Source organism: Citrobacter amalonaticus, assembly GCF_018323885.1.
Taxonomy (GTDB): domain Bacteria; phylum Pseudomonadota; class Gammaproteobacteria; order Enterobacterales; family Enterobacteriaceae; genus Citrobacter_A; species Citrobacter_A amalonaticus.
On record NZ_AP024585.1, the window covers coordinates 4,021,511 to 4,045,557 of the forward strand.

The following is a 24,047-nucleotide window of genomic DNA, read 5'->3' on the forward strand; positions in this document are numbered from 1 at the left end:
CAGCGCCATCAGGCACTGCGCTTTACGTTGCCGGATGGCGGCGAACGATTATGACTTACGCATCATCAGCCAGAGACTGATCAAGAAGAACGAGGCGCTCGGCAGCAGGGCGCCGATAATCGGCGGAATACCGTACACCAGCGTCAACGGGCCAAAGATCTGGTCCAGCACGTAGAAAACAAAACCAAAGCTTATCCCCGTCACCACCCGCACACCCATTGGCACGCTACGCAGCGGACCAAAGATGAACGACAGCGCCATCAGCATCATCACCGCAACGGACAGCGGCTGGAAGACTTTGCTCCACATATTGAGCTGGTAGCGCCCGGCCTCCTGGCCGCTCGACTTCAGGTATTTCACATAGTTGTGCAGACCGCTGATAGAGAGCGCATCCGGGTCCAGCGCCACCACGCCCAGTTTGTCTGGCGTGAGGTTGGTTTTCCAGGTACTGCTCACCATTTGCGAACCGGTGATCTGCTTCGGATCGGTCAGATTCGACTCATCCACCTGCGACAGACGCCAGACCTTCTGTTCCGGGTCAAACTTCGCCAACGCAGCATAGCGCACGGATTGCAGACGACGCTGATCGTTGAAGGCATAAATGCTGATGCCGCCTAACTCTTCGTCACCTTTCACTCGTTCGATGTAAACAAAGTTATTGCCGTCTTTCGCCCACAGCCCCTGCTGGGTGGAAAGCAGCGAACCGCCGTACATCGCCTGCGCACGGTAATTACGCGCCATCTGCTCGCCCTGCGGCGCAACCCACTCGCCGATGGCCATGGTCAGCAGCACCAGTGGGATCGCGGTTTTCATCACCGAGAACGCAACCTGCATACGGGTAAAACCCGACGCCTGCATCACGACCAGCTCGCTGCGCTGCGCCAGCATCCCGAGTCCCAATAGCGCACCAAGCAATGCCGCCATCGGGAAGAAAATCTGCACATCTTTCGGCACGCTGAGCAGGGTGTACATCCCCGCGCCCAACGCGTCGTAGCTCCCCTGCCCGGCTTTTTTCAGCTGGTCGACGAACTTGATGATGCCGGAAAGCGACACCAGCATGAATAACGTCATCATGATGGTGGTGAAAATGGTTTTACCGATATAGCGGTCAAGGACACCAAATGGCTGCATCACACCGCTCCTTTACGCGAAAAACGGGCGCGCAGACGGCGCACCGGCACTGTATCCCACAGGTTAAGACCCACCGCCAGCGCCAGATACAGCAGGTTGACCACCCACATCCAGATAACCGGGTCCAACTTTCCTTTCCCGCCATTGGATTTCAGGGAGGTCTGGATCAGGAAGAACATCAAATAGAGCAGCATCGCGGGCAGCATCGACAGCACGCGGCCCTGACGCGGGTTGACCACGCTCAGCGGGACGACCATCAGCGCCATCATAAATACGGTGAATACCAACGTGATACGCCAGTGCAGTTCCGCACGGGCGCGATCGGTATCAGTGGACCACAGCGTGCGCATGTCCATCTGGTCGGTGTCGTTCGGATCCAGCGCCACCGCCTGGTGACCGATAATCGCCTGATAGTCCTGGAAGTCGGTAATACGGAAATCACGCAGCAGTGCGGTGCCTTCAAAGCGGGTGCCTTTGTTCAGCGTGACCACCTGCGAACCGTCGCGCATCTGCGACAGATGTCCGGAATCGGCGACCACCACAGAAGGACGGGCGTTACCTTTCGGGCGAATTTGTGCGAGGAACACATCCTTGAAATCGCTACCGTCAACGCTTTCAATAAACAGTACCGAGCTGCCATTGGTGGCCTGCTGGAACTGCCCCTGCGCCAGTGCGGCCATACCGGGGTTGGCTTTCGCTTCGGCCAGCACTTCATCCTGATGTTTTGACGACCACGGCCCCGCCCACATGACGTTAACGGCGGCGATGATCCCGGTGAACAACGCCAGGATCATGGCGGCTTTCACCAGCACGGCCTTGCTCAGACCGCAGGCGTGCATCACCGTAATTTCACTTTCGGTATACAGTTTGCCCAGCGTCATCAACAGTCCGAGGAACAGGCTGAGCGGCAGGATAAGCTGCGCCATTTCAGGCACGCCGAGGCCCAGCAGCGAGAGCACCAGATTTGCCGGAATGTCACCGTCAACCGCTGCGCCGAGGATCCTCACTAACTTTTGACAAAAGAAGATCAAAAGCAGAATGAAGAGGATGGCAAGCTGGCTTTTGAGCGTCTCCCGCACCAGATATCTTATGATTATCACTTTAAATACGCCCGTAAAAACTCGTCTTTTGCAGGAATTTAGCTTGTTTCATGGCTTAAACGTCATTTATTCTCTTGAGTCGTCGAAATCGTCGCTAAAATTATTATACTCAGCGGATTCGCCACTCAGAACGCGTTCTGATGTGCCAATGCCGTAATAACGTTAAGATTAACACGAAGTCACCGCAACTGCGGATATGAGTTACGAAAGCTTGCAATTCTAACCGCAGGCGCCGCCGTTGTCTTTAAGATTCAGGAGCGTAGTGCATGGAGTTTAGTGTAAAAAGCGGTAGCCCGGAGAAACAGCGGAGTGCCTGCATCGTCGTGGGCGTCTTTGAACCACGCCGCCTTTCTCCGGTTGCAGAACAGCTCGATAAAATCAGCGACGGGTACATCAGTGCCCTGTTGCGTCGTGGCGAACTGGAAGGCAAACCGGGTCAGACCCTGTTGTTACACCATGTCCCCAACGTACTTTCCGAGCGTATCCTCCTCATCGGTTGTGGCAAAGAACGCGAGCTGGATGAACGTCAGTATAAGCAGGTGATTCAGAAAACTATCAACACTCTGAATGATACCGGCTCAATGGAAGCCGTCTGCTTCCTGACCGAACTGCACGTCAAAGGCCGCAACAACTACTGGAAAGTGCGTCAGGCTGTCGAGACGGCCAAAGAGACGCTGTACAGCTTCGATCAACTGAAAACCACCAAAAGCGAGCCGCGCCGCCCGCTGCGTAAAATGGTCTTCAATGTGCCGACCCGCCGTGAGCTGACCAGCGGCGAGCGTGCGATTCAGCACGGTCTGGCCATTGCTGCCGGCATTAAGGCCGCGAAAGATCTCGGCAACATGCCGCCGAACATCTGTAACGCCGCCTATTTAGCCTCTCAGGCGCGCCAGTTAGCTGACAGCTACAGCAAGAATGTGGTCACCCGCGTCATCGGCGAACAGCAGATGAAAGAGCTGGGAATGCACGCATACCTCGCCGTCGGTCACGGTTCGCAGAATGAATCGCTGATGTCAGTGATTGAGTACAAAGGCAGTCCGTCCGAAGACGTGCGTCCGATTGTGTTGGTCGGTAAAGGGCTCACCTTTGACTCCGGCGGTATCTCCATCAAGCCAGCTGAAGGCATGGACGAGATGAAGTACGACATGTGCGGTGCGGCGGCAGTGTATGGCGTAATGCGCATGGTGGCGGAGCTTCAGTTGCCAATCAACGTCATCGGCGTGCTGGCAGGCTGTGAAAACATGCCAGGTGGTCGCGCCTATCGTCCGGGCGACGTACTGACGACCATGTCCGGTCAGACGGTTGAAGTGCTGAACACCGATGCCGAAGGCCGTCTGGTACTCTGCGACGTCTTAACCTACGTTGAGCGTTTCGAGCCAGAAGCGGTAATCGACGTGGCGACCCTGACGGGCGCCTGCGTGATTGCGCTGGGCCACCACATTACCGGTCTGATGTCGAACCATAACCCGCTGGCGCACGAGCTGATCGGCGCGTCCGAACAAGCGGGCGACCGCGCATGGCGTCTGCCGCTGGGTGATGAGTATCAGGAACAGCTGGAATCCAACTTCGCGGATATGGCGAATATCGGCGGCCGTCCTGGCGGCGCAATCACCGCAGGCTGTTTCCTGTCGCGCTTTACTCGCAAGTACAACTGGGCGCACCTCGACATCGCCGGTACCGCATGGCGTTCCGGGAAAGCCAAAGGCGCAACCGGTCGTCCGGTGGCGCTGTTGTCGCAGTTCCTGCTCAATCGTGCCGGTTTTTCTGGCGAAGAGTAAGTTTGAAATTGCCCCGTAGGCCGGATAAGCGCAGCGCCATCCGGCCTACGGTGTGCAATAAGACAACGCATTTAAATCCACCACAAGAAGCCCCATATCATGAGAAACGCAACGTTCTATCTTCTGGACAACGACACACAACACGATGGCCTTAGCGCCGTCGAGCAACTGGTGTGTGAGATTGCCGCAGAACGTTGGCGCAGCGGCAAACGCGTGTTGATTGCCTGCGAAGACGAAAAACAGGCGATTCGCCTGGATGAGGCGCTATGGGCCAGACCGGCTGACCGTTTCGTCCCGCACAATCTGGCCGGTGAAGGGCCGCGTGGCGGTGCGCCGGTAGAAATCGCCTGGCCGGAAAAACGCAACAGCAGTCCGCGCGATCTGCTCATCAGCCTGCGCGTTGGCTTTGCAGATTTTGCCACCGCTTTCACAGAAGTGATAGACTTCGTCCCTTACGAAGATTCTCTGAAACAATCGGCACGCGAACGCTACAAAGCCTACCGCGTGGCTGGTTTTAACCTGAATACGGCAACCTGGAAATAATGGAAAAGACATACAACCCCCAAGATATCGAACAGCCGCTTTACGAGCACTGGGAAAAGCAGGGCTATTTCAAGCCTAACGGCGATGAAAGCAAAGAGTCCTTCTGCATCATGATCCCGCCGCCGAACGTCACCGGCAGTTTGCATATGGGTCATGCTTTCCAGCAAACCATCATGGATACGCTGATCCGCTATCAGCGCATGCAGGGGAAAAATACCCTGTGGCAGGTCGGGACCGACCACGCCGGTATCGCGACCCAGATGGTGGTTGAGCGTAAAATTGCCGCTGAAGAAGGAAAAACCCGCCACGACTACGGTCGCGATGCCTTTATCGATAAAATCTGGCAGTGGAAAGCGGAATCCGGTGGCACCATCACCCGTCAGATGCGTCGGCTCGGCAACTCCGTGGACTGGGAGCGCGAGCGCTTCACCATGGACGAAGGTCTTTCCAATGCCGTGAAAGAAGTCTTTGTCCGCCTGTACAAAGAAGATCTGATTTACCGTGGCAAACGCCTGGTGAACTGGGATCCAAAACTGCGCACCGCCATTTCCGATCTGGAAGTGGAAAACCGCGAGTCTAAAGGCTCGATGTGGCACATCCGCTACCCGCTGGCCGACGGCGCAAAAACGGCTGACGGCAAAGATTACCTGGTGGTGGCGACCACCCGTCCGGAAACCCTGCTGGGCGATACCGGCGTGGCCGTTAACCCGGAAGATCCGCGTTATAAAGATCTGATTGGCAAATTCGTGGTGTTGCCGCTGGTGAACCGCCGCATTCCGATCGTCGGTGATGAACACGCCGACATGGAAAAAGGCACCGGCTGCGTGAAAATCACCCCGGCGCACGACTTTAACGACTACGAAGTCGGTCGTCGTCATGCCCTGCCAATGATCAACATCTTCACCTTTGATGGAGATATCCGCGAAACGGCGGAAGTGTACGACACCAAAGGCAATGAGTCCGACGTCTACTCCAACGAAATTCCGGCGGAATTCCAGAAACTGGAGCGCTTCGCCGCACGTAAAGCGGTGGTTGCGGCGATCGACGCGCTGGGCCTGCTGGAAGAAATTAAACCGCACGACCTGACCGTCCCGTACGGCGACCGTGGCGGCGTGGTCATCGAACCGATGCTGACCGACCAGTGGTACGTCCGTGCCGATGTACTGGCAAAACCGGCGGTAGAAGCCGTTGAGAACGGCGACATTCAGTTCGTGCCGAAGCAGTACGAAAACATGTATTTCTCCTGGATGCGCGATATTCAGGACTGGTGTATTTCCCGTCAGCTGTGGTGGGGTCACCGTATTCCGGCATGGTACGACAACGACGGTAACGTCTATGTGGGTCGCAACGAAGACGAAGTGCGTAAGGAAAACAACCTGAGCGCAGACGTTGCCCTGCGTCAGGACGACGACGTGCTGGATACCTGGTTCTCCTCCGCGCTGTGGACCTTCTCCACCCTCGGCTGGCCGGAAAACACCGACGCGCTGCGTCAGTTCCACCCAACCAGCGTGATGGTTTCCGGCTTTGACATCATCTTCTTCTGGATTGCCCGCATGATCATGATGACCATGCACTTCATCAAAGATGAAAATGGCAAGCCGCAGGTTCCGTTCAAAACCGTCTACATGACCGGTCTGATCCGCGACGACGAGGGCCAGAAGATGTCCAAGTCCAAGGGTAACGTAATTGACCCGCTGGATATGGTCGACGGTATTTCGTTACCGGAACTGCTGGAAAAACGTACCGGCAACATGATGCAGCCACAACTGGCTGAAAAAATTGCCAAACGTACCGAAAAACAGTTCCCGGACGGCATTGAACCGCACGGCACCGATGCCCTGCGTTTCACCCTCGCCGCGCTGGCTTCGACCGGTCGCGACATCAACTGGGACATGAAGCGCCTGGAAGGTTACCGTAACTTCTGTAACAAGCTGTGGAACGCCAGCCGTTTTGTGCTGATGAACACCGAAGAACAGGATTGCGGATTCAACGGCGGCGAGATGACACTGTCGCTGGCGGACCGCTGGATCCTCGCGGAATTCAACCAGACCACCAAAGCGTACCGTGAAGCACTGGATAACTTCCGCTTCGATATCGCCGCGGGCATTTTGTATGAGTTTACCTGGAACCAGTTCTGTGACTGGTACCTGGAGCTGACCAAACCGGTCATGACCGGCGGAACGGAAGCTGAACTGCGTGGCACCCGCCATACGCTGGTGACCGTGCTGGAAGGTCTGCTGCGCCTGGCGCACCCGATCATCCCGTTTATCACTGAAACCATCTGGCAGCGTGTGAAAGTGATTGCCGGCATTACCGCTGACACCATCATGCTGCAGCCGTTCCCGGAATATAACGCCGCACAGGTTGATGAAGCCGCACTCGCGGACACCGAATGGCTGAAGCAGGCGATCGTTGCCGTACGTAACATCCGTGCGGAAATGAACATTGCGCCGGGCAAACCGCTTGAGCTGCTGCTGCGGGGTTGCAGCGATGACGCGATGCGTCGCGTAAACGACAACCGCAGCTTCCTGCTGAACCTGGCGCGTCTGGAAAGCATCACCGTACTGCCTGCTGATGACAAGGGTCCGGTCTCCGTGACTAAAATCATCGACGGCGCCGAACTGCTGATCCCGATGGCGGGTCTCATCAATAAAGACGATGAACTGGCGCGTCTGGCGAAAGAAGTGGCGAAAATCGAAGGCGAAATTAGCCGTATCGAAAACAAACTCGCTAACGAAGGCTTTGTGGCGCGTGCGCCGGAAGCGGTGATCGCCAAAGAGCGTGAGAAGCTGGAAGGTTATGCCGAGGCGAAAGCGAAACTGATTGAGCAGCAGGCGGTTATCGCCGCGCTGTAATCGCGGAAAGCGATAATGTATAAAGGCCGGAGCTTGCTCCGGCCTTTTTTATCACTACATAAAATTGAGCGTCGGCATCACGCCGCGTGAGAGTCGCGATACCAGACCGTTATCCACGCGCTCATCGCTGTCAGCAAGTGGTAACGTATCGAGATCGCCCACCACGTACGTATTTTTCGCCAGCCAGGTAATCAGCCACATGCGCAGCAGTGGATACGCCAGCCCACCAGTGATAGCAGAAATCACATATAACCCCCCCAGGCGATAAACCATGCCATGGAAAGTCAGCGTGGAACGAAAACGAATGTGTCCGTCGGCGAGTTGCAGGTTATTCAGAAAGTGATTACGAAACGCCACAATCAAATAACTCATTGAAATGGCAATGCCCAGATAATAGATAATCTGGCTTATCACAATCTGTCGTTGATATTCGATGAGGATTAACGCTTCAATTTCCTCTTCCGCCATCCCCGTCACATCGAGTTCGTATATCGATTTAAACAGAGCAATCGCGATAAAACCGACCACGGCGAGAAAAGGCAGCAGCGCTGCCATGGCCAGAATCGCGGATTTAATACAATGCCAGACATTTATCTGCACAGAGAATGCGTGGACACCAAAGCGGCCGCCATCCCCCACCATCCTCATCAACCGACTGTACGTCACCCCGCTGACCACTCCCACGCCGGCAAGGCCCGTCAGCCCCAGCACGATTACCGTGAAAATCACTTCTCCCGGGCTTTCTGTTGGACACACCTGTAGCAGGCAAAATATCACCACCCCCAGCGCCATAAGCAACAGCATGGGCAGACACAGAATATTCCAGAATGCCTTAAGCGCAGAGAAACGAAAACCAAAACGGATACTATTTAACGAGGTCTTCACTGCCTGATATTGCAGATTTTTCATCACCAGGACAGGTATTGCTAAGATCAGTGCTACCAGTAAGGCCGCGCCAATGAAAAAATATTCCATGCTTATCAATGTCATGCCTGCAATATAAATCACCAGCAGCATAAACCAGCTCAGGAACACATCGCCACCTGTCACCTTCCAGCTAAACGGCTGTCCATTTAAGGTCATATTGGAATAAATATAGCGACGGCATTTCATTAATGCCCACGGCAGGTAAATTCCTAATGTCACCAGTACCAGCAACGAATTGACCAGACAAATAAGAAAATAACTTCCGCCATCGCCACGAAATTCAAAAGCGTGTGATGGTGCCTCTTCTTTTATAAGATATTCCTGCATAATAAATCCCTGTCGTTAATCATCCTTAAAAATACACATTATTAGCAGGCAATAGAAATACCAGCCAATAGAGATATTACCTTATTATCTGCATAAATAACATCCACCCGCTATGTTATAAGGTGCTTGCATCACCTGGCCGGGGATGCTATTAGTTCAAATTATTAGTATTGTTTAACCGGGTAGTAAAATGAATGTTTTTGACGCGCTCACGTTACGTCGCCTGACGGCCGGGGATAACCAGGTCATCGCTGCCGTTATCCGTCAGGTTTCCGCCGAATATGGCCTTACCGCTGATAAAGGCTATACCGTTGCCGATCCAAATCTTGATGAGCTGTATCAGCTCTACTCGCAACCAGGACATGCATATTGGGTGGTGGAGCGTAATGGCGAAGTGGTGGGGGGCGGCGGAATTGCGCCGTTAACCTGTAGCGAACCCGATATTTGCGAACTGCAAAAAATGTACTTTTTGCCCGTGGCGCGCGGACAAGGCATGGCGAAAAAGCTGGCGCTGATGGCGATGGATCACGCCCGCGCGCTGGGATTTAAACATTGCTATCTGGAAACGACCGCCTTTTTACGCGAGGCGATTGGTCTATACGAACATTTAGGGTTTGAGCATATCAGCGAACCGCTGGGCTGCACCGGGCACGTCGATTGCGAAGTGCGGATGCTCAAACCCCTGTAATACCGGCTATTGCATCTCAGGCGATACCGAAAGTCGAATCACGCCAGCGGCCTGCGCGGCTGGCAATTTCAGCACTTCCGTCCACATATCCTGCACCAGATTGCAGACGACCTTTTCTTTCCCGATCCCCTTCTCCGGCTCAGCCATAAGCTGAACATCCTGCCCGTAGCGCTGCACCAGTACTGGTACGACGCTTTGCAGATCCTGCATGGCCTGCTGCTTCTCGGTGTCGGTTACCGTGTGTTTATTAGGACCGTATGCCGCTCGCATCATCGCCGCATCGCCTTCCATACGCCGTTTCAGAATATCCGGTGAGATCAGACGCGTCGGGTTAATGCCGCCTTTGACCTGCGGGAAGAGAAAGCGGAAACACTCATCGTCGCCTTTTTTCTGCACCGCCGCAGTCTGTTCGAGATTGATCTTCATATAGTCAATGACATTACTGTCCGGCGCCTGCTGTAAACGCGACATCTGAATTTGCAGCACCTGCGGTTGAATGGTATCGATTATTTGTTGTTCGGTTTTGCCTTCATTTTTCAGCTGCAGCGCCTGGGTGCGAAGATGGACCCAAAATGCCGGCTCCTGTTCCTTCAGTACCTGAAACGTCGGCATTTGCAGTAGCGCGGCATCAAACTGCTGCTCTTCCGTCTGACCGGACGCCGCTTTTTCTCGCGGGATCAGGTAGTGCACGTCAAACAGGTTCCACGCGACGATCGCCACAATCATCAGCACCGCGCCAGAAGCCTTCCCTACCCAGCCTTTTTTACGCATGAGCCCTATCACCGCGGCGATGACCGCGCCGACGTAGCCTGCGAGAAGTACATGTGTCCAGTTCATCGGTATTGGTATTCCTTGCCCTGAAAAAGAGACATTTTTCACTGCCCACGTCGGGATGTCACCTTGCGGCGGGCAGAACTACCGAAATTAAGAGGCGACGGGGACACCGCTGTGAAAGCGAAACTCGTTGTCCGGCGAGACGATCAGCGCCGCTTCCACGTCGCCAAAATAGCGGACGCGGGGAGAAATATCTTCCTGCGAAACCTGTTGCGCCAGCGCCAGATAGTCCTGATAGTGGCGCGCTTCGGATCGCAGCAGCGACAGATAGAACTTTTGCAGATCGTCATCGAGAAACGGAGCCAGCGCGGCGAAGCGTTCACAGGAGCGCGCTTCGATGTAAGCACCGCAAATCAGCTTATCAATCAGCGTCAGCGGCTCGTGCGTGCGCACCGCTTTCAGCATCCCTTTCGCGTAGCGACTGGCGGTGATCTTCACGTAAGGAATGTTGCGGGCCTGCATCGCTTCGCGCACCTGCCAGAAATGGTGCAATTCTTCCTTTATCAACAACACCATGCTGTCGATAAGCTGGCGGCCCCACGGATCGTCCGTTTCCGGCATTACGCTTTTACCAATCTGTTTATGGAGCGCAACAAAGTCCGGTTCCGGCCCTTCCCGGAAGGCAAAGGCTTCATACGGCTGTAACCAGGCGAGCAGCGCATCCGCACCCGGTTTATCCGCTACATACTTACGCACCAATAGCATCGCCGTTTGCGCCGCCTTGAGTTCGCATATCAGATGATCGGTGAGCAGCAGAGGGAGGTTTTGCGGATCGCGCGCCTGGTCAATCCATGCCTGCGGGGTCGGACAGTGCAGAAAGTTAAGCACCGGAGAAAGTATTTGCGGGTAGTTCATGAGTAACCTGTTGGAAGAGTACGACAGCAGGCGCTGCCGTACTTTTTAACGCCTGGTAATCTTAGTGACGCACGCCGTCGTCATCTTCGTCGACGTAGTCTTCGTCGTCGCCCTCTTCACCGTCTTCACCGTTCGGATCTTCAAAGTAGGTGCCCCAGCCATCGTATTCGACGTCATATTTCTCGGCCAGGTTCATCAACTGTTCAACCTGCGCGTCGATAAGGTCAGCTTTCAGCGCACATTCACTGAGGATATCGCAGCAAATCACAGTGTCGCCTTCTTCGACTTCCAGCTCTTCTGGCTCAGTGACTTCGTAGCCGAGTTTAAACGCTTCTACCGCCGCTTTTTCCAGGGTTTCGAAATCGTCTGCGGAAAGGTGGTGTTCGATGGTGTACAGTGCGTCCGGGTCGCTACCATCATCCAGTAATTCTTCAATAATCAGGCGCGTCTCTTCACGCTGCTCTTCCAGTAGTTCCGGGTTTGCCATGGCTCGTTCCTCATAATGTCCTGCCGATACTCTTATTGTCACATACCGCCGTCATTGCCTCCACCTTTCCAGAAAAGATTTGTGAAACGGGGTTGCAAATGCATAACCATCCATATAAATTGAATTTTAATTCAATAGATGGCATTCGCCATAGGAGGGAACTATGTCAGGTTTTTATCAGAAGCATTTTTTAAAGTTACTCGATTTCACCCCTGCTGAACTCACCGCACTCGTCCAACTTGCCGCAAAACTGAAAGCTGATAAGAAAAATGGCAAAGAAGAACAAAAGCTTACTGGCAAAAACATCGCGCTCATCTTCGAAAAAGACTCGACCCGTACACGATGCTCTTTCGAAGTTGCCGCTTACGACCAGGGGGCTCGCGTCACTTATCTCGGTTCCAGCGGCAGCCAGATTGGGCATAAAGAGTCAATTAAAGACACCGCTCGCGTGCTGGGCCGGATGTATGACGGCATTCAGTATCGCGGTTACGGTCAGGAAGTAGTCGAAACGCTGGCCGAATATGCCGGTGTACCGGTATGGAATGGGTTGACCAACGAGTTCCATCCTACGCAATTACTGGCTGACCTGCTGACAATGCAGGAACATCTACCAGGTAAGGCGTTTAACGAGATGACGCTGGTTTACGCGGGCGATGCGCGCAATAACATGGGTAACTCAATGCTGGAAGCCGCCGCGCTCACCGGGCTGGACCTGCGTCTGGTGGCCCCCAAAAGCTGCTGGCCGGAAGCGTCGCTGGTCGCAGAATGCAGCGCAATGGCGAAGAAAAATGGCGGTAACATTACGCTCACCGAAGATATCGCGGCTGGCGTGAAAGGGGCGGACTTTATCTACACCGATGTCTGGGTGTCGATGGGCGAACCGAAAGAGATGTGGGCGGAACGTATCGCCATGCTGCGCGACTATCAGGTCAACAGCCAGATGATGGCGCTTTCCGGGAATCCGCAGGTGAAGTTTCTGCACTGCCTGCCCGCATTTCATGACGATCAGACCTCGCTCGGTAAAAAAATGGCGGAGGAATTTGGTCTGCACGGCGGAATGGAAGTCACCGATGAGGTGTTTGAATCCCCGGCCAGTATTGTGTTTGACCAGGCTGAAAACCGGATGCACACCATTAAAGCAGTGATGGTGGCGACGCTGGCGCAGTAATATTGTTCGCAAAGAAAAACCCCACATAACACTGTGGGGTTCATCACCAGTCTGAGGCGAAAATCACCATTTTCGCCCAGTATTACAACCGTGAATTATGCGCCCATTGGCGGCGTAAACGCGGTAAGTTCCAGCTCCGGTCCGGTGTATTTCTCCGCCATCACCAGCGCAGTGTTGCCCGCGCAGCCATTCGCCAGACGCGAGGTCGGGATGTCTTTGGTAAGCACGTTAGCTCCACCGTTTTTACAGATCCCGGTACCTGCGTAATCCAGATCCGGCCATGCGCCTTCATGGATACATACCACACCTTGCTTGATGCCATCAGTAACCTTCGCGCCGGTTAACACCTGTCCACGCGTGTTCCAGACACGCACCAAATCGCCGTCGGCAATGCCACGTTTTTTCGCATCTTCTGGATGGATGTATAACGGCTCGCGGTTGGCCACCGCATACTGTTTGCGCAGCGACGCATAGTTAAGCTGACTGTGTAAACGGTGCGCCGGGTGCGCGGTCAACAGCTGCAGTTCACCCTCTTTAGCGTTGCCAGCCCATTCGTCTGGTTCCAGCCAGGTCGGATGCGCCGGGCAATCCTTATAGTTGAAACCTTCGATGGTTTTCGAGTAAATCTCGATTTTACCGCTCGGCGTACCCAGTGGGTTCATCACCGGGTCCTTGCGGAAATCGGCATAGCGCACGAAAACTTCTTCTTTCGGGTTCTTACGCATTTCGATCAGCTTGTTCGCTTCCCAGAAGGCGGTGAACTGCGGCATATTGACGCGCTGCTGGCGCGCGCCTTTCTGCGCCACGTCGTAGAACTCGCGCAGCCAGTCCATTTCGCTCTTGCCTTCGGTATAAACAGCTTTACCGCCTGGTTTCAGCAGCTCAGCCATATCCGCGAACACGTCAAAATCATTGCGGGCTTCGAACTGTGGGGGGATGGCTTGTTTCATCGGCACCAGATGCTGGTTGCTGTAGTCGCCGGTCATGGTCAGATCGTTACGTTCAAACGATGTGGTGATCGGCAGAACAATATCCGCGTGCTTGGCGGCAGCCGTCCAGTAGCACTCGGAGATCACCACCAGTTCCGGTTTTTGCCAGGCTTTTACCAGGCGGTTGGTATCCTGATGATGAGTGAAGTTGCCACCGCCGGCCCACCAGATCATGCGCAGATCGGGGAAGGTTTGTTCCTTACCGTTATGTTGATATTTGCCGCCGGGGTTTTCCAGGGCTTCAACGATACGCGCAACCGGGAACGCTTCCACCGCATCGGAGGTTGCCCAGTCGTTGCCAGCAGACGAGCCGCCTGCGATTGTCGCTGAAATGGCCGACAGCACTCCGCCACTGCGAGTTGGGTTGCCGCCGTTAGAGTAATGGTAAGAGAAACCAAAACCGCCGCCCTCGGTACCAATCTGGCCGAGCATCGCCGCCAGGGTAACCAGCATCCAGTGGCGCTGTTCACCATACTGCTGACGCTGAATGCCCCAACCCGCCATCAGCATGGTTTTATTCTTGGCAAAGATTTCCGCCAGAATTTCCATTTGCTTCGCCGGAACGCCGCAAATCTTCTCGGCCCAGGCCGGATTTTTCGGCGTGTTGTCGTTTTTACCCGTCAGATACGCTTCGAATTCGCCATAGCCAGTGGTGTATTTATCGAGGAAGGCTTTGTCATGCAGTCCTTTTTCTACCAGCGCGGACGCAATACCTAACATCAGCGCCACGTCGGTACCCATATTCGGCGCAATCCACTGTGCTTTATCACCGAAGAAATCGATAGTTTCTGAGCGTTGCGGATCGATGGCGATAACAGTTTTGCCGGACGCTTTCAGTTTATTGAAGTACTCGAGGCCTTGCTCATCCGTACTGGTCCAGGCAATTTTCAGGGTGTTCAGTGGGTTAAGACCCCACAGGACCACCACCTGACTATGTTCGAGGATCAGCGGCCATGCCGTTTGCTGTTCGTAAACTTCTACCGAGCCGACGACGTGCGGCATGATCACCTGCGCCGCGCCAGTGGAGTAGTCGCCGGTATGCCCGGTATAGCCGCCCGCCATGCTCATGTAACGCTGCAGCAGCGTCTGCGCTTTATGCAGCACACCACTGGAGCGCCAGCCATAAGATCCCGCAAAAATGGAAGATGGGCCATGCTCGGCACGGATACGGGCGTGCTGCTCGTGGATGAGCTTCAGAGCGTCTTCCCATGACACTTTGACGAATTCGTCTTTACCACGATTGCCATCCGGTTTGCCCGGCGCATTGAGGAAGCCTTTACGCACCATCGGAGATTGAATACGGCACGGGGTATGCGCCTGATCGGGTGCGGTAGTTTGCAGATCGTTGGGAATCGTTTTCGCCAGCGCACCGCGCGACGACACAATTTTGCCGTCTTTAACGTCGATGTACATCGCCCCCCAACGTCCTGCGGTCAGGATGGCATTACCCGGCGCGTCTGCGGCCCACGCTGGCATCGGGATTGCCGAGGTAATCATCATCGCGCCAGCGGAACCGCCAGCATACTTAATAAAGTTACGTCGTGTAAGGTTCATAGGTTTTCCTTTAATCGTAATTGTTAGTTATTCCTTAGAGGTAAAATCTTTGGCGTGATACTGGAACCAGCGAGTCAGGATGTCTAAATCCTCGGCGCTAATATCCGTTCTCGCGCCCATCCCTTTTGCTACGGAAGGCCAGGCATTTAAGGTGTAATGTTCGGAGGAAATCGGCGCATGACATCCGGAACAATACGTTTTGTCGAGAGTTTTGGCGTAATCCCAGATCACGTCGGGTTTACTCAGTGCGGGTTCAGCCAGAGGTGCGCGTAGAGACACATTGCGCCATGCGTTTCCGTAGGGATCCTTTTCCCAGTCGCTGGAGATTTTGAGCGCTTTTTGACCTTCGTCGGTAAGTGTGGCAAGGACCAAACGCTGACCCGCCGCGAAGTAAATCACCTGTTCAGCGCCTTGCATTTGGCTACCGATAATCTCCACTTCCCGCGCATCGCCGGAATGTCCCACCACGTTCAGTTTGGTGGCCGGATAAACTGTGCCCAGGTTACCCAGTGCGGCAGGCGCGACGGGGTACACTTCTTTCGCATCAACCGGCGTCTGGCGTGCGTTTTCCATCAGCGCATCATGCGCTTTGGTGTCAATGGTGATTTCAGGCGGGAAGTGCGCGATACCTTTATGGCAATCAATACAGGTTTGTTTTTCTTTAATACCCAGCGCATGCATTTTCTGTGCATCGGCACTCTGCTTTTGAAGATCCATGGCGTCAAACTGATGGCACGAGCGGCAGGTCGCCGAATCGTTAGCTTTCATCTGCTCCCAGACGGTCTCCGCCATCTCAAGGCGATGCGCCTCATATTTTTCCGGTGTATCAATTTTGCCGGTGACAAACTCATGCCAGATATCCTTACTGGCCCGAACTTTGGTGATCAGGTAATCCATACCCGATTGCGGAATGTGGCAATCACGGCACTCCGCACGGATACCTTTTTGGTTCATAAAGTGCGCAGATCCCTGGTACTCTTCATAGGGTGCTTGCATTGTGTGGCAGGAGAGACAAAACGAGGTGTCTGACGTTTTATGCATCATCCACATAGATGACAGCACGAGTGCTCCCCCCAGCAGAATGCCCACGAATACAAGACCCGCTATCCACTTCCATTTTTTATTCATACCTTGCCCTGAAATTAATTCAAAAGTTAATATTTAATTTTGTGTAATGTATTTTGCTGGATGATTTTTCAACAAGAATTGATGTAACACAAAAGTGTTATTAACCAGAAAGAGTTAAACGTGCTTTTGATCGAGTTTTTGAAAGTTAACAGGAAAGGTTACAGCTAACGGTATGTTGTGACTGAAGTTATGGCGATAGCGATATGAAATTAAATATATAACGACTAACTAAAATCAAGCCACCGTTATATATTTAAATATATAAGTAAATAATGTGATCGCGGTGCACTATTAATGCCTGAAATAAACCGTTTTTACCGTTCGGTTAACATCTGAATGAAGATAAATGCAGTTTATTATTTTTACCGCATGCGCAGACGCAAGGATCGTTACGGACGAATGCAGGATAAATCATAAAAAGGACAGCCGCTCCGATTCACGGAGCGGCTGAGCAATGCCTGCCTTTCTGTTTAAGCCACCAGCAGTTTAACCACCGCTTTACGCACCGGCGCAGGCGTGCCGACGGCGCACAGCGGTTTGTGCACTTCTTGCGGATAAAAGACGACAAAGTCACCTTCATTCAGGATCAATGTTTTCTCCTGCTCCCATTCCGCTAAAAAGGCGATGTCTTTATCAGCCAGCCAGTCGGTATCCGGTTTACCGGCAGGCAGTACGCTGAAGGTCATTCCTTCCTGCCCTTTCAGCACGATCTGAATATCCAGATAGCGCGCGTGATACTCCGCACGACGCTTCTCGAACGGTTCGGTCATATCTTCAGAAATCAGGTAGAACAGACGGCTACCGTCAATCTCATGTTTCCCCTTCTCCGTCGCCTCGGTGACGTTTGCCTTAATGTACTCAATCGCCTGGCGGAGTTCTTCAGGAAGCCAGGATTGCAGATGGTGAATATTACCAACGATCATCTCATACCCCTCATTCAAAACAGCGTTTCAATTTTAGTTGTTATACGGAAAAAAACCCGAGCGTGCCATCGCTATCATGCAAAGTTTTGCGTCAGCGCATGTTTATCGCTGAAGTTGTTGACTGTCTGTTAACGCTAAACAGCGATCTATGCATCTTTAATGCATAAAATGTAAACACACCCAATAGACAATGCTATCAAGCTATTGTTATATAATGGTTTACAAGAAAAACCATTAGTCGATCACAATTCATTTCCACTGCTTAATCAATGACAATCGCCATATTTATTGCTCAATTTACTTTATAGCGAAAATAATATAATTCACAATACGCATATCTATGCAGTAAATTATTATTAGTCTATAAAAATCATGATGTTACATTGACATCATTCTTTGCTTTAGCCAACAAACAATTAACACAAAAGAATAATCTGACGTATAAATGCGTAGTAATTCAGGTAAAGACTTTTTATTTTTGTTATTTCTCAGACCTCCGTCATATATTAATTAAGAAAAAACAAATAACCGAATGGATGTGAAATTCATCACATTCCTGACTTCTAAATAATTCAATGATGCCTCTCTAAAAATATCGGAACAGTTATGACTGCGAGCATTTTCATTATTCGCAGCCACCCCCTTTTTATTCCTTAAATAGAGTGAAAGGTATCGTAATGGAAAAACATTATGTCGGTTCTGAAATCGGCCAACTACGCAGTGTGATGTTGCATCGCCCTAATCTCAGCCTGAAACGCCTCACGCCGTCTAACTGCCAGGAGCTGCTGTTTGATGACGTACTGTCCGTCGAACGTGCAGGTGAAGAGCATGATATTTTCGCCAACACGTTACGCGAGCAGGGTATCGAAGTTCTGTTACTGACTGATTTACTGACACAAACTCTGGATATCGCGGATGCCAAAAGCTGGCTACTGGAAACGCAAATCTCGGATTACCGACTTGGCCCGACTTTCGCCACCGACATCCGCGCCTGGCTGGCCGATATGCCGCACCGGGAACTGGCCCGTCATTTAAGCGGCGGACTCACCTACGGTGAAATTCCCGCCTCAATTAAAAATATGGTGGTGGATACCCACGATATTAATGACTTTATTATGAAGCCATTGCCAAACCATTTATTTACCCGCGATACCTCCTGCTGGATATATAACGGCGTATCCATTAACCCAATGGCCAAACCGGCTCGCCAGCGTGAAACGAATAATCTGCGGGCCATCTATCGCTGGCATCCGCAATTTGCTGACGGCGATTTTATTAAATATTTCGGCGACGAGAATATCAATTACGACCATGCCACCTTAGAAGGCGGCGATGTGCTGGTCATCGGGCGCGGTGCGGTGCTAATCGGCATGTCTGAACGCACGACGCCGCAGGGAATTGAGTTCCTTGCCCAGTCGCTTTTTAACCATCGTCAGGCCGAACGGGTGATTGCCGTTGAGCTTCCCAAACACCGCTCCTGTATGCACCTCGACACCGTCATGACCCACATCGATATCGACACCTTCTCCGTCTACCCGGAAGTGGTGCGCCAGGACGTGCAGTGCTGGACCTTAACGCCAGACGGGCGCGGTGGCCTGAAACGTACCGAAGAACGCACGTTGATTAACGCCATTGAGAAAGCGCTCGACATCGATCAGGTGCGTCTGATTACCACCGGCGGCGACGCCTTTGAAGCCGAGCGTGAGCAGTGGAACGACGCCAACAACGTCCTCACGCTGCGCCCCGGCGTCGTCGTGGGCTACGAGCGCAACATCTGGACCAACGAGAAATATGACAAAGCCGGCATCACCGTGCTGCCAATCCCTGGCGATGAACTGGGGCGCGGACGCGGCGGCGCACGCTGCATGAGTTGCCCACTGGAACGCGATGGCATTTAAGGAACCCACCATGCAAAACAAACCGACTCTGGTTGTTGCCCTCGGCGGCAATGCGTTGCTCAAGCGCGGCGAACCGCTGGAAGCCAACATCCAGCGCAAGAACATCGTCCTGGCGGCGAAAACCATCGCCCAACTCACACAGCAATGGCGGGTGGTGCTGGTTCACGGCAACGGGCCGCAGGTGGGCCTGCTGGCATTGCAAAACAGCGCCTACGACGGCGTCACCCCCTACCCGCTGGACATTCTCGGGGCAGAAAGCCAGGGAATGATCGGCTACATGCTGCAACAGGCGCTGAAGAACCAACTGCCGCAGCGCGAAATCAGTGTCCTGCTCACGCAGGTGGAAGTGGACCCTGACGATCCGGCCTTTCATAACCCGACCAAGTATATCGGTCCGGTTTATGACCCTGCCCAGGCCGACGCGTTGCAGGCTGAAAAAGGTTGGGTCTTCAAAGCGGATGGCAAAGCGTTCCGCCGTGTGGTGCCTTCACCACAGCCAAAACGCATCGTAGAGAGCGACGCCATCCAGGCGCTGATCGCCCGCGATCATCTGGTCATCTGTAACGGTGGCGGCGGTGTGCCGGTCGTCGAGAAAGCAGACGGTTACCACGGCCTGGAAGCGGTGATCGACAAAGACCTTTCCGCCGCGCTGCTCGCCAGCCAGATCCACGCTGACGCGCTGCTGATCCTGACCGACGCCGACGCGGTGTACCTCGACTGGGGCAAACCGACCCAGCGTCCGCTGGCACAGGTGACGCCGGAACGCTTAAGCGAAATGCAATTTGACGCCGGTTCGATGGGGCCAAAAGTCAGCGCCTGCGCCAACTTTGTCAGCCGCTGCCACGGCATTGCGGGCATCGGTTCGCTGGCCGATGGCCCGGCCATTCTCGCCGGCGATAAAGGCACCCTGATTCGGCGCGAAACCGCCGATGTTGACGCTTAAGGCTTTTTTGCCGGATGGCGGCCTCGCCTTATCCGGCCTACACCGATTCACGTCCGTAGGCCTGATAAGCGCAGCGTCATCAGGCAGTTCATTTTAACAAGGATACATTGATGGCTATTTCACTGAAAAATAGAAACTTTTTGAAACTTCTCGACTTTACGCCAGCGGAGATCCAGTTCCTTATCGATCTGGCGATTGAACTGAAAGCGGCGAAAAAAGCCGGTCGCGAACAGCAAACGCTGATCGGGAAAAACATTGCGCTGATATTCGAAAAAACCTCCACCCGCACCCGCTGTGCCTTTGAAGTTGGGGCATTCGACCAGGGCGCGCAGGTCACTTACCTCGGCCCAAGCGGCTCGCAGATCGGTCATAAAGAGTCGATGAAAGATACCGCTCGTGTACTGGGCCGGATGTACGACGGCATCGAATACCGCGGGTTCGGTCAGCAGATCGTTGAGGAACTGGGGCAATACGCCGGAGTGCCGGTGTGGAACGGTCTGACCGACGAATTCCATCCCACGCAGATCCTCGCGGATCTGATGACCATGCTGGAGCACGCGCCGGGGAAAACGCTGCCCGAACTGAGCTTCGCCTACCTTGGTGATGCGCGCAACAACATGGGCAATTCCCTGATGGTCGGCGCCGCGAAGATGGGCATGGATATTCGCCTCGTCGCGCCAAAATCCTTCTGGCCAGATGAAGCGCTGGTTGCGCAATGCCGCAGCATCGCCAGCACCACCGGGGCACGCATCACGCTGACGGACGATGTGGAAGAAGGCGTCTACGACGTTGATTTTCTGTACACCGACGTCTGGGTCTCCATGGGTGAACCGAAAGAGGCCTGGGCTGAGCGCGTCAGCCTGATGACGCCGTACCAGATCAACCAGAAGGTCATCGACGCCACCGGCAACCCCAACGTGAAGTTCATGCACTGCCTGCCCGCCTTCCATAACGAACACACCAAAGTGGGTCGTGAAATTGAAGCCGCCTACGGCCTGAAAGGGCTAGAAGTGACGGAAGACGTTTTCGAATCCGCACACTCCATCGTGTTCGACGAAGCGGAAAACCGCATGCACACCATCAAAGCGGTGATGGTGGCGACGCTCGGCGACTCACTCACACGATAGCGACTGGACCGAATGCACCGGGTGCGGGTGCCTTCCTGACCCGCGCCCACGTTAGGAGACCCATTATGCGAAATCAGGACTTTCCCTGCCTCTTCGTTAATCTTTCGGTCATTCGTGACAACACCCGGACGCTGATTGCGCTATGTCGCCAGCACGGGGTAGAGCCTGTCGGTGTCAATAAGCTGAGCTGCGAAGCGGCAAATGTCGCCAGAGCCATGATTGATGCAGGAATCAGCACGATTGCAGATTCCCGCATCCAGAATCTCAAAAAAATCGCCGATCTGCCCGTCGACAAACTGCTGCTGCGTCTGCCGCAGATAAGCCTTGCGCACGACATCGTGGCCTATGCGGATATCTCGCTGAACTCCGAAGAACATACGTTGCAGGCGCTCTCTGCGGCAGCCATAGCGCAGAACAAAACGCACCGGGTCATTCTGATGCATGACCTGGGCGATCTGCGCGAAGGCTGCGTGGATCCGCTGGAGACACGACGCCTTGCGCGTCTGGTACACAAAGAACTGCCGGGGCTGACGCTGGAAGGACTGGGCGCCAATCTTGCCTGCTACGGCGGAGTGGAACCCACCACCGAAAACCAACAGGCGCTGGTCGATCTCGCCCATCAGATCGAAGACGAGTTGGGTATTGCACTGCGCACGATTTCCGGCGCCAGCTCCGCCGCCCTGTTCCTGCTGATCAACGGTGGGCTGCCGACGGGCGTCAACCAGTTGCGACTTGGCGCGTCGCTGATCATGGGGTTCGGCCTGAATGACGAGCCAATCCCCGACACCCGCCAGGACGCTATCAAGCTCGGCGTGGAGATCATCGAGCTGAAAGACAAGCCCTCCGTTCCGCAACACTCCACGGCGCTGGATGCCATGGGGAGAAAGCCGGTATTCGAAGATCTTGGCGTACACCACCGGGCGCTGGCCGCGCTCGGCGAACAGGACGTCTCCTTCTCCCAGCTCCGGCCATTTGATCCCGGCGTCAAAGTGCTCGGCGCCAGTTCCGATCACCTGATCCTCGACGTCACCCACGCCGCATCGGGATATCAGGTGGGCGACATCGTCTATTTCTCCCTGGGATACAGCGGCGTCTTGCAGTGCATGACCTCCGAATACGTCGGCAAACAATACAGCTACTTCTAAAAAATCACTTTCTGTCAGATTGAGGACTCTCTTCATGACTACTCTTGATACCAGCAAACCGGCTGCGGACGCTTCGACCTCCCAGTCCGAAGGTAAGCTCAAACTTCCGGCGCTAACGGCGCTTGTGGTCAGCGCGCTGATCGCCGCCGGGGTATTCTCTCTGCCGCAGAACATGGCGGCCAAAGCAGGCGCTGGCGCGATCCTGATCGGCTGGGGAATTACCTTTATCGGCATGTTAACCCTCGCCTTTGTCTTCCAGACCCTGGCGCACCGTAAAAGCGAAGTGGAAGGCGGCGTGTATGGTTATGCCCGCGCGGGTTTTGGCGAGTACATCGGTTTTAACTCCGCCTGGGGTTACTGGATCTCGGCGTGGATCGGCAACGTTTCATACTATGTGGTGATCTGTTCCGCACTCGGCTCCTTCAGCGCGCTCGGTTTCTTTGGCGACGGCACCACCCTTTCTGCGCTGATTGTGGGATCAATTCTGCTCTGGAGTCTGCATTTCCTGATCTGTCGCGGCGTACAGGGTGCCGCCCTGCTCAATCTGATCGGCACGGTCGCGAAAGTGGTTCCTCTGATCATGTTTGTTGTGCTGGTCAGCGTCGCCTTTCAGGTTCGCACCTTTAAGATTGAATTCTGGGGCAATGAACAGCTTGGCTCTGTTATGGACCAGGTGAAAAACATCATGCTGGTCACCACCTGGGTTTTCATCGGTATTGAAGGCGCCGCCATGTACTCGGGCCGGGCGATGAAAAAATCAGACGTGGGTAAAGCCACCATGATTGGATTTTTCATCTCAATCCTGCTGTTTGTCGCCGTCTCGGTGCTGTCGCTCGGCGTTCTGTCTCAGCCAGAACTCGCACAGTTGAAGAACCCTTCTACTGCAGGCGTACTGGCAGCGGCGGTCGGGCCGTGGGGCGCAGCCCTGATGAATATCGGTCTTATCGTTTCCGTCGGCGCCGCGCTGCTGGCCTGGACGTTATTGTCTGCGGAAACGGCGTATATGGCCGGTAAAGACGGCACCATGCCCAAATTCCTGGGCAAAGAAAACGCCAACAAAGCGCCGGTCAATGCGCTGCTGCTGACCAATGGGCTGACCCAACTGTTCCTGATCATCGCCCATTTTCAACAGGCGGGGTATCTTGCGCTGCTGCTGCTGGCCACCTCAATGATCCTGATCCCCTATTTTCTCAGCGGTTTGTATGCCCTGAAAGTGGCGTGGCAGAAGGACGGTTATAACCGTGATGAACAGCATTCCATCACCCGCGACATCATCATCGGCGCGCTGGCAACACTCTATGGTGCCTGGCTGGTCTATGCCGCCGGGATGGAATATCTGCTGCTGTCGATGATCCTCTACGCCCTCGGTATCGTTTTTTATGTCTGGGCGCGGAAGGAGAAAAATGGAAGACTTTTCAATCCAATAGAGATCGTTCTGGCTATTATGGTGGTGGTCGCAGGGATCTACGCGGTCTATCTGTTGGCGACCGGCGTGCTCACGCTCAGTTGATGCACGTCAACACAGGGAAGACGAAGCGGCAAAACTCCGCCTTCCCTTAGACGACTAAGTGGAATATTTTTTCATGCAGATGCCATCCGTCAGGATGCTGAAGCGCGCTCCAGTCAAATTTCAATAAGCCGATCAAA

21 protein-coding genes are annotated in these 24,047 nt (G+C 54.0%); 11 read left to right on the forward strand and 10 right to left on the reverse strand.

Translation table 11 applies throughout. From position 1 onward, the window contains the following. Positions 1–48 precede the first annotated feature (48 nt). The 3 genes from lptG to ytgA all read right to left on the reverse strand — a co-directional run bounded on the left by lptG (position 49) and on the right by ytgA (position 2,344). Positions 49–1,131, reverse strand: coding sequence for an LPS export ABC transporter permease LptG (gene lptG / locus KI228_RS19045; protein WP_061069579.1), 1,083 nt, complete (start codon positions 1,129–1,131; stop codon positions 49–51). Then, entirely contained in the window at positions 1,131–2,231 is a 1,101-nt protein-coding gene (gene lptF, locus KI228_RS19050; protein ID WP_042999257.1) for an LPS export ABC transporter permease LptF, read from the reverse strand. The genes lptG and lptF overlap by 1 nt, the downstream gene beginning before the upstream one ends. A gap of 62 nt (positions 2,232–2,293) precedes the next feature. Next, positions 2,294–2,344, reverse strand: a complete 51-nt coding sequence (gene ytgA, locus KI228_RS19055; RefSeq protein ID WP_211180521.1) for a protein YtgA — start codon at positions 2,342–2,344, stop codon at positions 2,294–2,296. 153 nt (positions 2,345–2,497) lie between these two features. Between ytgA and pepA the strand changes: the two genes are divergently transcribed. From pepA to KI228_RS19070, 3 genes are all read left to right on the forward strand, one after another. Beyond that, on the forward strand, positions 2,498–4,009 hold the full coding sequence (gene pepA, locus KI228_RS19060) for a leucyl aminopeptidase (RefSeq protein ID WP_044253264.1): 1,512 nt from the start codon (positions 2,498–2,500) through the stop codon (positions 4,007–4,009). Between the two features lie 99 nt (positions 4,010–4,108). Continuing rightward, positions 4,109–4,552 (forward strand): DNA polymerase III subunit chi, encoded by a 444-nt coding sequence (holC, locus tag KI228_RS19065; RefSeq protein ID WP_042999255.1) that lies wholly within the window; start codon positions 4,109–4,111, stop codon positions 4,550–4,552. After that, positions 4,552–7,407 carry a valine--tRNA ligase gene (locus tag KI228_RS19070; protein ID WP_042999254.1) on the forward strand — a complete coding sequence of 952 codons (2,856 nt, stop codon included), beginning with the start codon at positions 4,552–4,554 and terminating at the stop codon, positions 7,405–7,407. The genes holC and KI228_RS19070 overlap by 1 nt, the downstream gene beginning before the upstream one ends. Positions 7,408–7,461: 54 nt before the next feature. On the opposite strand, the gene KI228_RS19075 is transcribed toward KI228_RS19070, so the two are convergent. Next, a complete protein-coding gene (locus KI228_RS19075) occupies positions 7,462–8,661 on the reverse strand; it encodes a YjgN family protein (RefSeq protein ID WP_061069578.1) in 1,200 nt (399 codons plus the stop codon). Between the two features lie 190 nt (positions 8,662–8,851). Between KI228_RS19075 and KI228_RS19080 the strand changes: the two genes are divergently transcribed. Continuing rightward, positions 8,852–9,349, forward strand: coding sequence for a GNAT family N-acetyltransferase (locus tag KI228_RS19080; protein WP_044264657.1), 498 nt, complete (start codon positions 8,852–8,854; stop codon positions 9,347–9,349). Positions 9,350–9,355: 6 nt separating this feature from the next. Here the strand turns inward: KI228_RS19080 and KI228_RS19085 are convergent, their stop codons facing one another. The 3 genes from KI228_RS19085 to rraB all read right to left on the reverse strand — a co-directional run bounded on the left by KI228_RS19085 (position 9,356) and on the right by rraB (position 11,525). Beyond that, positions 9,356–10,186: a hypothetical protein gene (locus KI228_RS19085; protein ID WP_044253257.1), complete on the reverse strand. Its 831-nt coding sequence runs from the start codon at positions 10,184–10,186 to the stop codon at positions 9,356–9,358. An 87-nt stretch (positions 10,187–10,273) separates the two neighbouring features. Then, positions 10,274–11,038: a tRNA isopentenyl-2-thiomethyl-A-37 hydroxylase MiaE gene (miaE, locus tag KI228_RS19090; protein WP_042999250.1), complete on the reverse strand. Its 765-nt coding sequence runs from the start codon at positions 11,036–11,038 to the stop codon at positions 10,274–10,276. A gap of 61 nt (positions 11,039–11,099) precedes the next feature. After that, entirely contained in the window at positions 11,100–11,525 is a 426-nt protein-coding gene (gene rraB, locus KI228_RS19095; protein WP_042999249.1) for a ribonuclease E inhibitor RraB, read from the reverse strand. A 98-nt stretch (positions 11,526–11,623) separates the two neighbouring features. Between rraB and argL the strand changes: the two genes are divergently transcribed. Both argL and argF (KI228_RS19100) read left to right on the forward strand, forming a co-directional pair. Continuing rightward, positions 11,624–11,719, forward strand: a complete 96-nt coding sequence (gene argL / locus KI228_RS24645) for a putative translational regulatory protein ArgL (RefSeq protein WP_371192323.1) — start codon at positions 11,624–11,626, stop codon at positions 11,717–11,719. After that, positions 11,689–12,693 carry an ornithine carbamoyltransferase gene (gene argF / locus KI228_RS19100; RefSeq protein WP_061069577.1) on the forward strand — a complete coding sequence of 335 codons (1,005 nt, stop codon included), beginning with the start codon at positions 11,689–11,691 and terminating at the stop codon, positions 12,691–12,693. Before argL ends, argF (KI228_RS19100) begins: the two co-directional genes overlap by 31 nt. Before the next feature lie 95 nt (positions 12,694–12,788). On the opposite strand, the gene KI228_RS19105 is transcribed toward argF (KI228_RS19100), so the two are convergent. The 3 genes from KI228_RS19105 to KI228_RS19115 all read right to left on the reverse strand — a co-directional run bounded on the left by KI228_RS19105 (position 12,789) and on the right by KI228_RS19115 (position 17,287). Then, complete coding sequence (locus KI228_RS19105) at positions 12,789–15,236, reverse strand: molybdopterin guanine dinucleotide-containing S/N-oxide reductase (RefSeq protein WP_046401402.1); 2,448 nt, start codon at positions 15,234–15,236, stop codon at positions 12,789–12,791. A 27-nt stretch (positions 15,237–15,263) separates the two neighbouring features. Further along, positions 15,264–16,364, reverse strand: a complete 1,101-nt coding sequence (locus tag KI228_RS19110; protein WP_042999247.1) for a NapC/NirT family cytochrome c — start codon at positions 16,362–16,364, stop codon at positions 15,264–15,266. A gap of 470 nt (positions 16,365–16,834) precedes the next feature. Further along, positions 16,835–17,287, reverse strand: coding sequence for a YhcH/YjgK/YiaL family protein (locus KI228_RS19115; RefSeq protein WP_061069576.1), 453 nt, complete (start codon positions 17,285–17,287; stop codon positions 16,835–16,837). A gap of 677 nt (positions 17,288–17,964) precedes the next feature. Between KI228_RS19115 and arcA the strand changes: the two genes are divergently transcribed. The 5 genes from arcA (at position 17,965) to arcD (ending at position 23,910) form a co-directional block, all read left to right on the forward strand. Beyond that, positions 17,965–19,185, forward strand: coding sequence for an arginine deiminase (arcA, locus tag KI228_RS19120; RefSeq protein ID WP_042999245.1), 1,221 nt, complete (start codon positions 17,965–17,967; stop codon positions 19,183–19,185). A gap of 10 nt (positions 19,186–19,195) precedes the next feature. Next, positions 19,196–20,128 (forward strand): carbamate kinase, encoded by a 933-nt coding sequence (gene arcC / locus KI228_RS19125; protein ID WP_061069575.1) that lies wholly within the window; start codon positions 19,196–19,198, stop codon positions 20,126–20,128. A gap of 110 nt (positions 20,129–20,238) precedes the next feature. Further along, positions 20,239–21,255 (forward strand): ornithine carbamoyltransferase, encoded by a 1,017-nt coding sequence (gene argF, locus KI228_RS19130; protein ID WP_044264666.1) that lies wholly within the window; start codon positions 20,239–20,241, stop codon positions 21,253–21,255. A 65-nt stretch (positions 21,256–21,320) separates the two neighbouring features. Further along, positions 21,321–22,400, forward strand: coding sequence for an alanine/ornithine racemase family PLP-dependent enzyme (locus KI228_RS19135; RefSeq protein WP_042999242.1), 1,080 nt, complete (start codon positions 21,321–21,323; stop codon positions 22,398–22,400). Between the two features lie 34 nt (positions 22,401–22,434). After that, positions 22,435–23,910 carry an arginine-ornithine antiporter gene (arcD, locus tag KI228_RS19140; RefSeq protein WP_042999241.1) on the forward strand — a complete coding sequence of 492 codons (1,476 nt, stop codon included), beginning with the start codon at positions 22,435–22,437 and terminating at the stop codon, positions 23,908–23,910. The last annotated feature ends 137 nt before the right edge of the window (positions 23,911–24,047 follow it).

What these genes read in the sequence shown, in the direction of transcription:
- lptG (WP_061069579.1), bottom strand. Translation starts at nt 1,131, where the DNA reads ATGCAGCCATTTGGTGTCCTTGACCGCTATATCGGTAAAACCATTTTC.
- pepA (WP_044253264.1), top strand. Translation starts at nt 2,498, where the DNA reads ATGGAGTTTAGTGTAAAAAGCGGTAGCCCGGAGAAACAGCGGAGTGCC.
- holC (WP_042999255.1), top strand. Translation starts at nt 4,109, where the DNA reads ATGAGAAACGCAACGTTCTATCTTCTGGACAACGACACACAACACGAT.
- KI228_RS19070 (WP_042999254.1), top strand. Translation starts at nt 4,552, where the DNA reads ATGGAAAAGACATACAACCCCCAAGATATCGAACAGCCGCTTTACGAG.
- KI228_RS19075 (WP_061069578.1), bottom strand. Translation starts at nt 8,661, where the DNA reads ATGCAGGAATATCTTATAAAAGAAGAGGCACCATCACACGCTTTTGAA.
- KI228_RS19080 (WP_044264657.1), top strand. Translation starts at nt 8,852, where the DNA reads ATGAATGTTTTTGACGCGCTCACGTTACGTCGCCTGACGGCCGGGGAT.
- KI228_RS19085 (WP_044253257.1), bottom strand. Translation starts at nt 10,186, where the DNA reads ATGAACTGGACACATGTACTTCTCGCAGGCTACGTCGGCGCGGTCATC.
- miaE (WP_042999250.1), bottom strand. Translation starts at nt 11,038, where the DNA reads ATGAACTACCCGCAAATACTTTCTCCGGTGCTTAACTTTCTGCACTGT.
- rraB (WP_042999249.1), bottom strand. Translation starts at nt 11,525, where the DNA reads ATGGCAAACCCGGAACTACTGGAAGAGCAGCGTGAAGAGACGCGCCTG.
- argL (WP_371192323.1), top strand. Translation starts at nt 11,624, where the DNA reads ATGCATAACCATCCATATAAATTGAATTTTAATTCAATAGATGGCATT.
- argF (WP_061069577.1), top strand. Translation starts at nt 11,689, where the DNA reads ATGTCAGGTTTTTATCAGAAGCATTTTTTAAAGTTACTCGATTTCACC.
- KI228_RS19105 (WP_046401402.1), bottom strand. Translation starts at nt 15,236, where the DNA reads ATGAACCTTACACGACGTAACTTTATTAAGTATGCTGGCGGTTCCGCT.
- KI228_RS19110 (WP_042999247.1), bottom strand. Translation starts at nt 16,364, where the DNA reads ATGAATAAAAAATGGAAGTGGATAGCGGGTCTTGTATTCGTGGGCATT.
- KI228_RS19115 (WP_061069576.1), bottom strand. Translation starts at nt 17,287, where the DNA reads ATGATCGTTGGTAATATTCACCATCTGCAATCCTGGCTTCCTGAAGAA.
- arcA (WP_042999245.1), top strand. Translation starts at nt 17,965, where the DNA reads ATGGAAAAACATTATGTCGGTTCTGAAATCGGCCAACTACGCAGTGTG.
- arcC (WP_061069575.1), top strand. Translation starts at nt 19,196, where the DNA reads ATGCAAAACAAACCGACTCTGGTTGTTGCCCTCGGCGGCAATGCGTTG.
- argF (WP_044264666.1), top strand. Translation starts at nt 20,239, where the DNA reads ATGGCTATTTCACTGAAAAATAGAAACTTTTTGAAACTTCTCGACTTT.
- KI228_RS19135 (WP_042999242.1), top strand. Translation starts at nt 21,321, where the DNA reads ATGCGAAATCAGGACTTTCCCTGCCTCTTCGTTAATCTTTCGGTCATT.
- arcD (WP_042999241.1), top strand. Translation starts at nt 22,435, where the DNA reads ATGACTACTCTTGATACCAGCAAACCGGCTGCGGACGCTTCGACCTCC.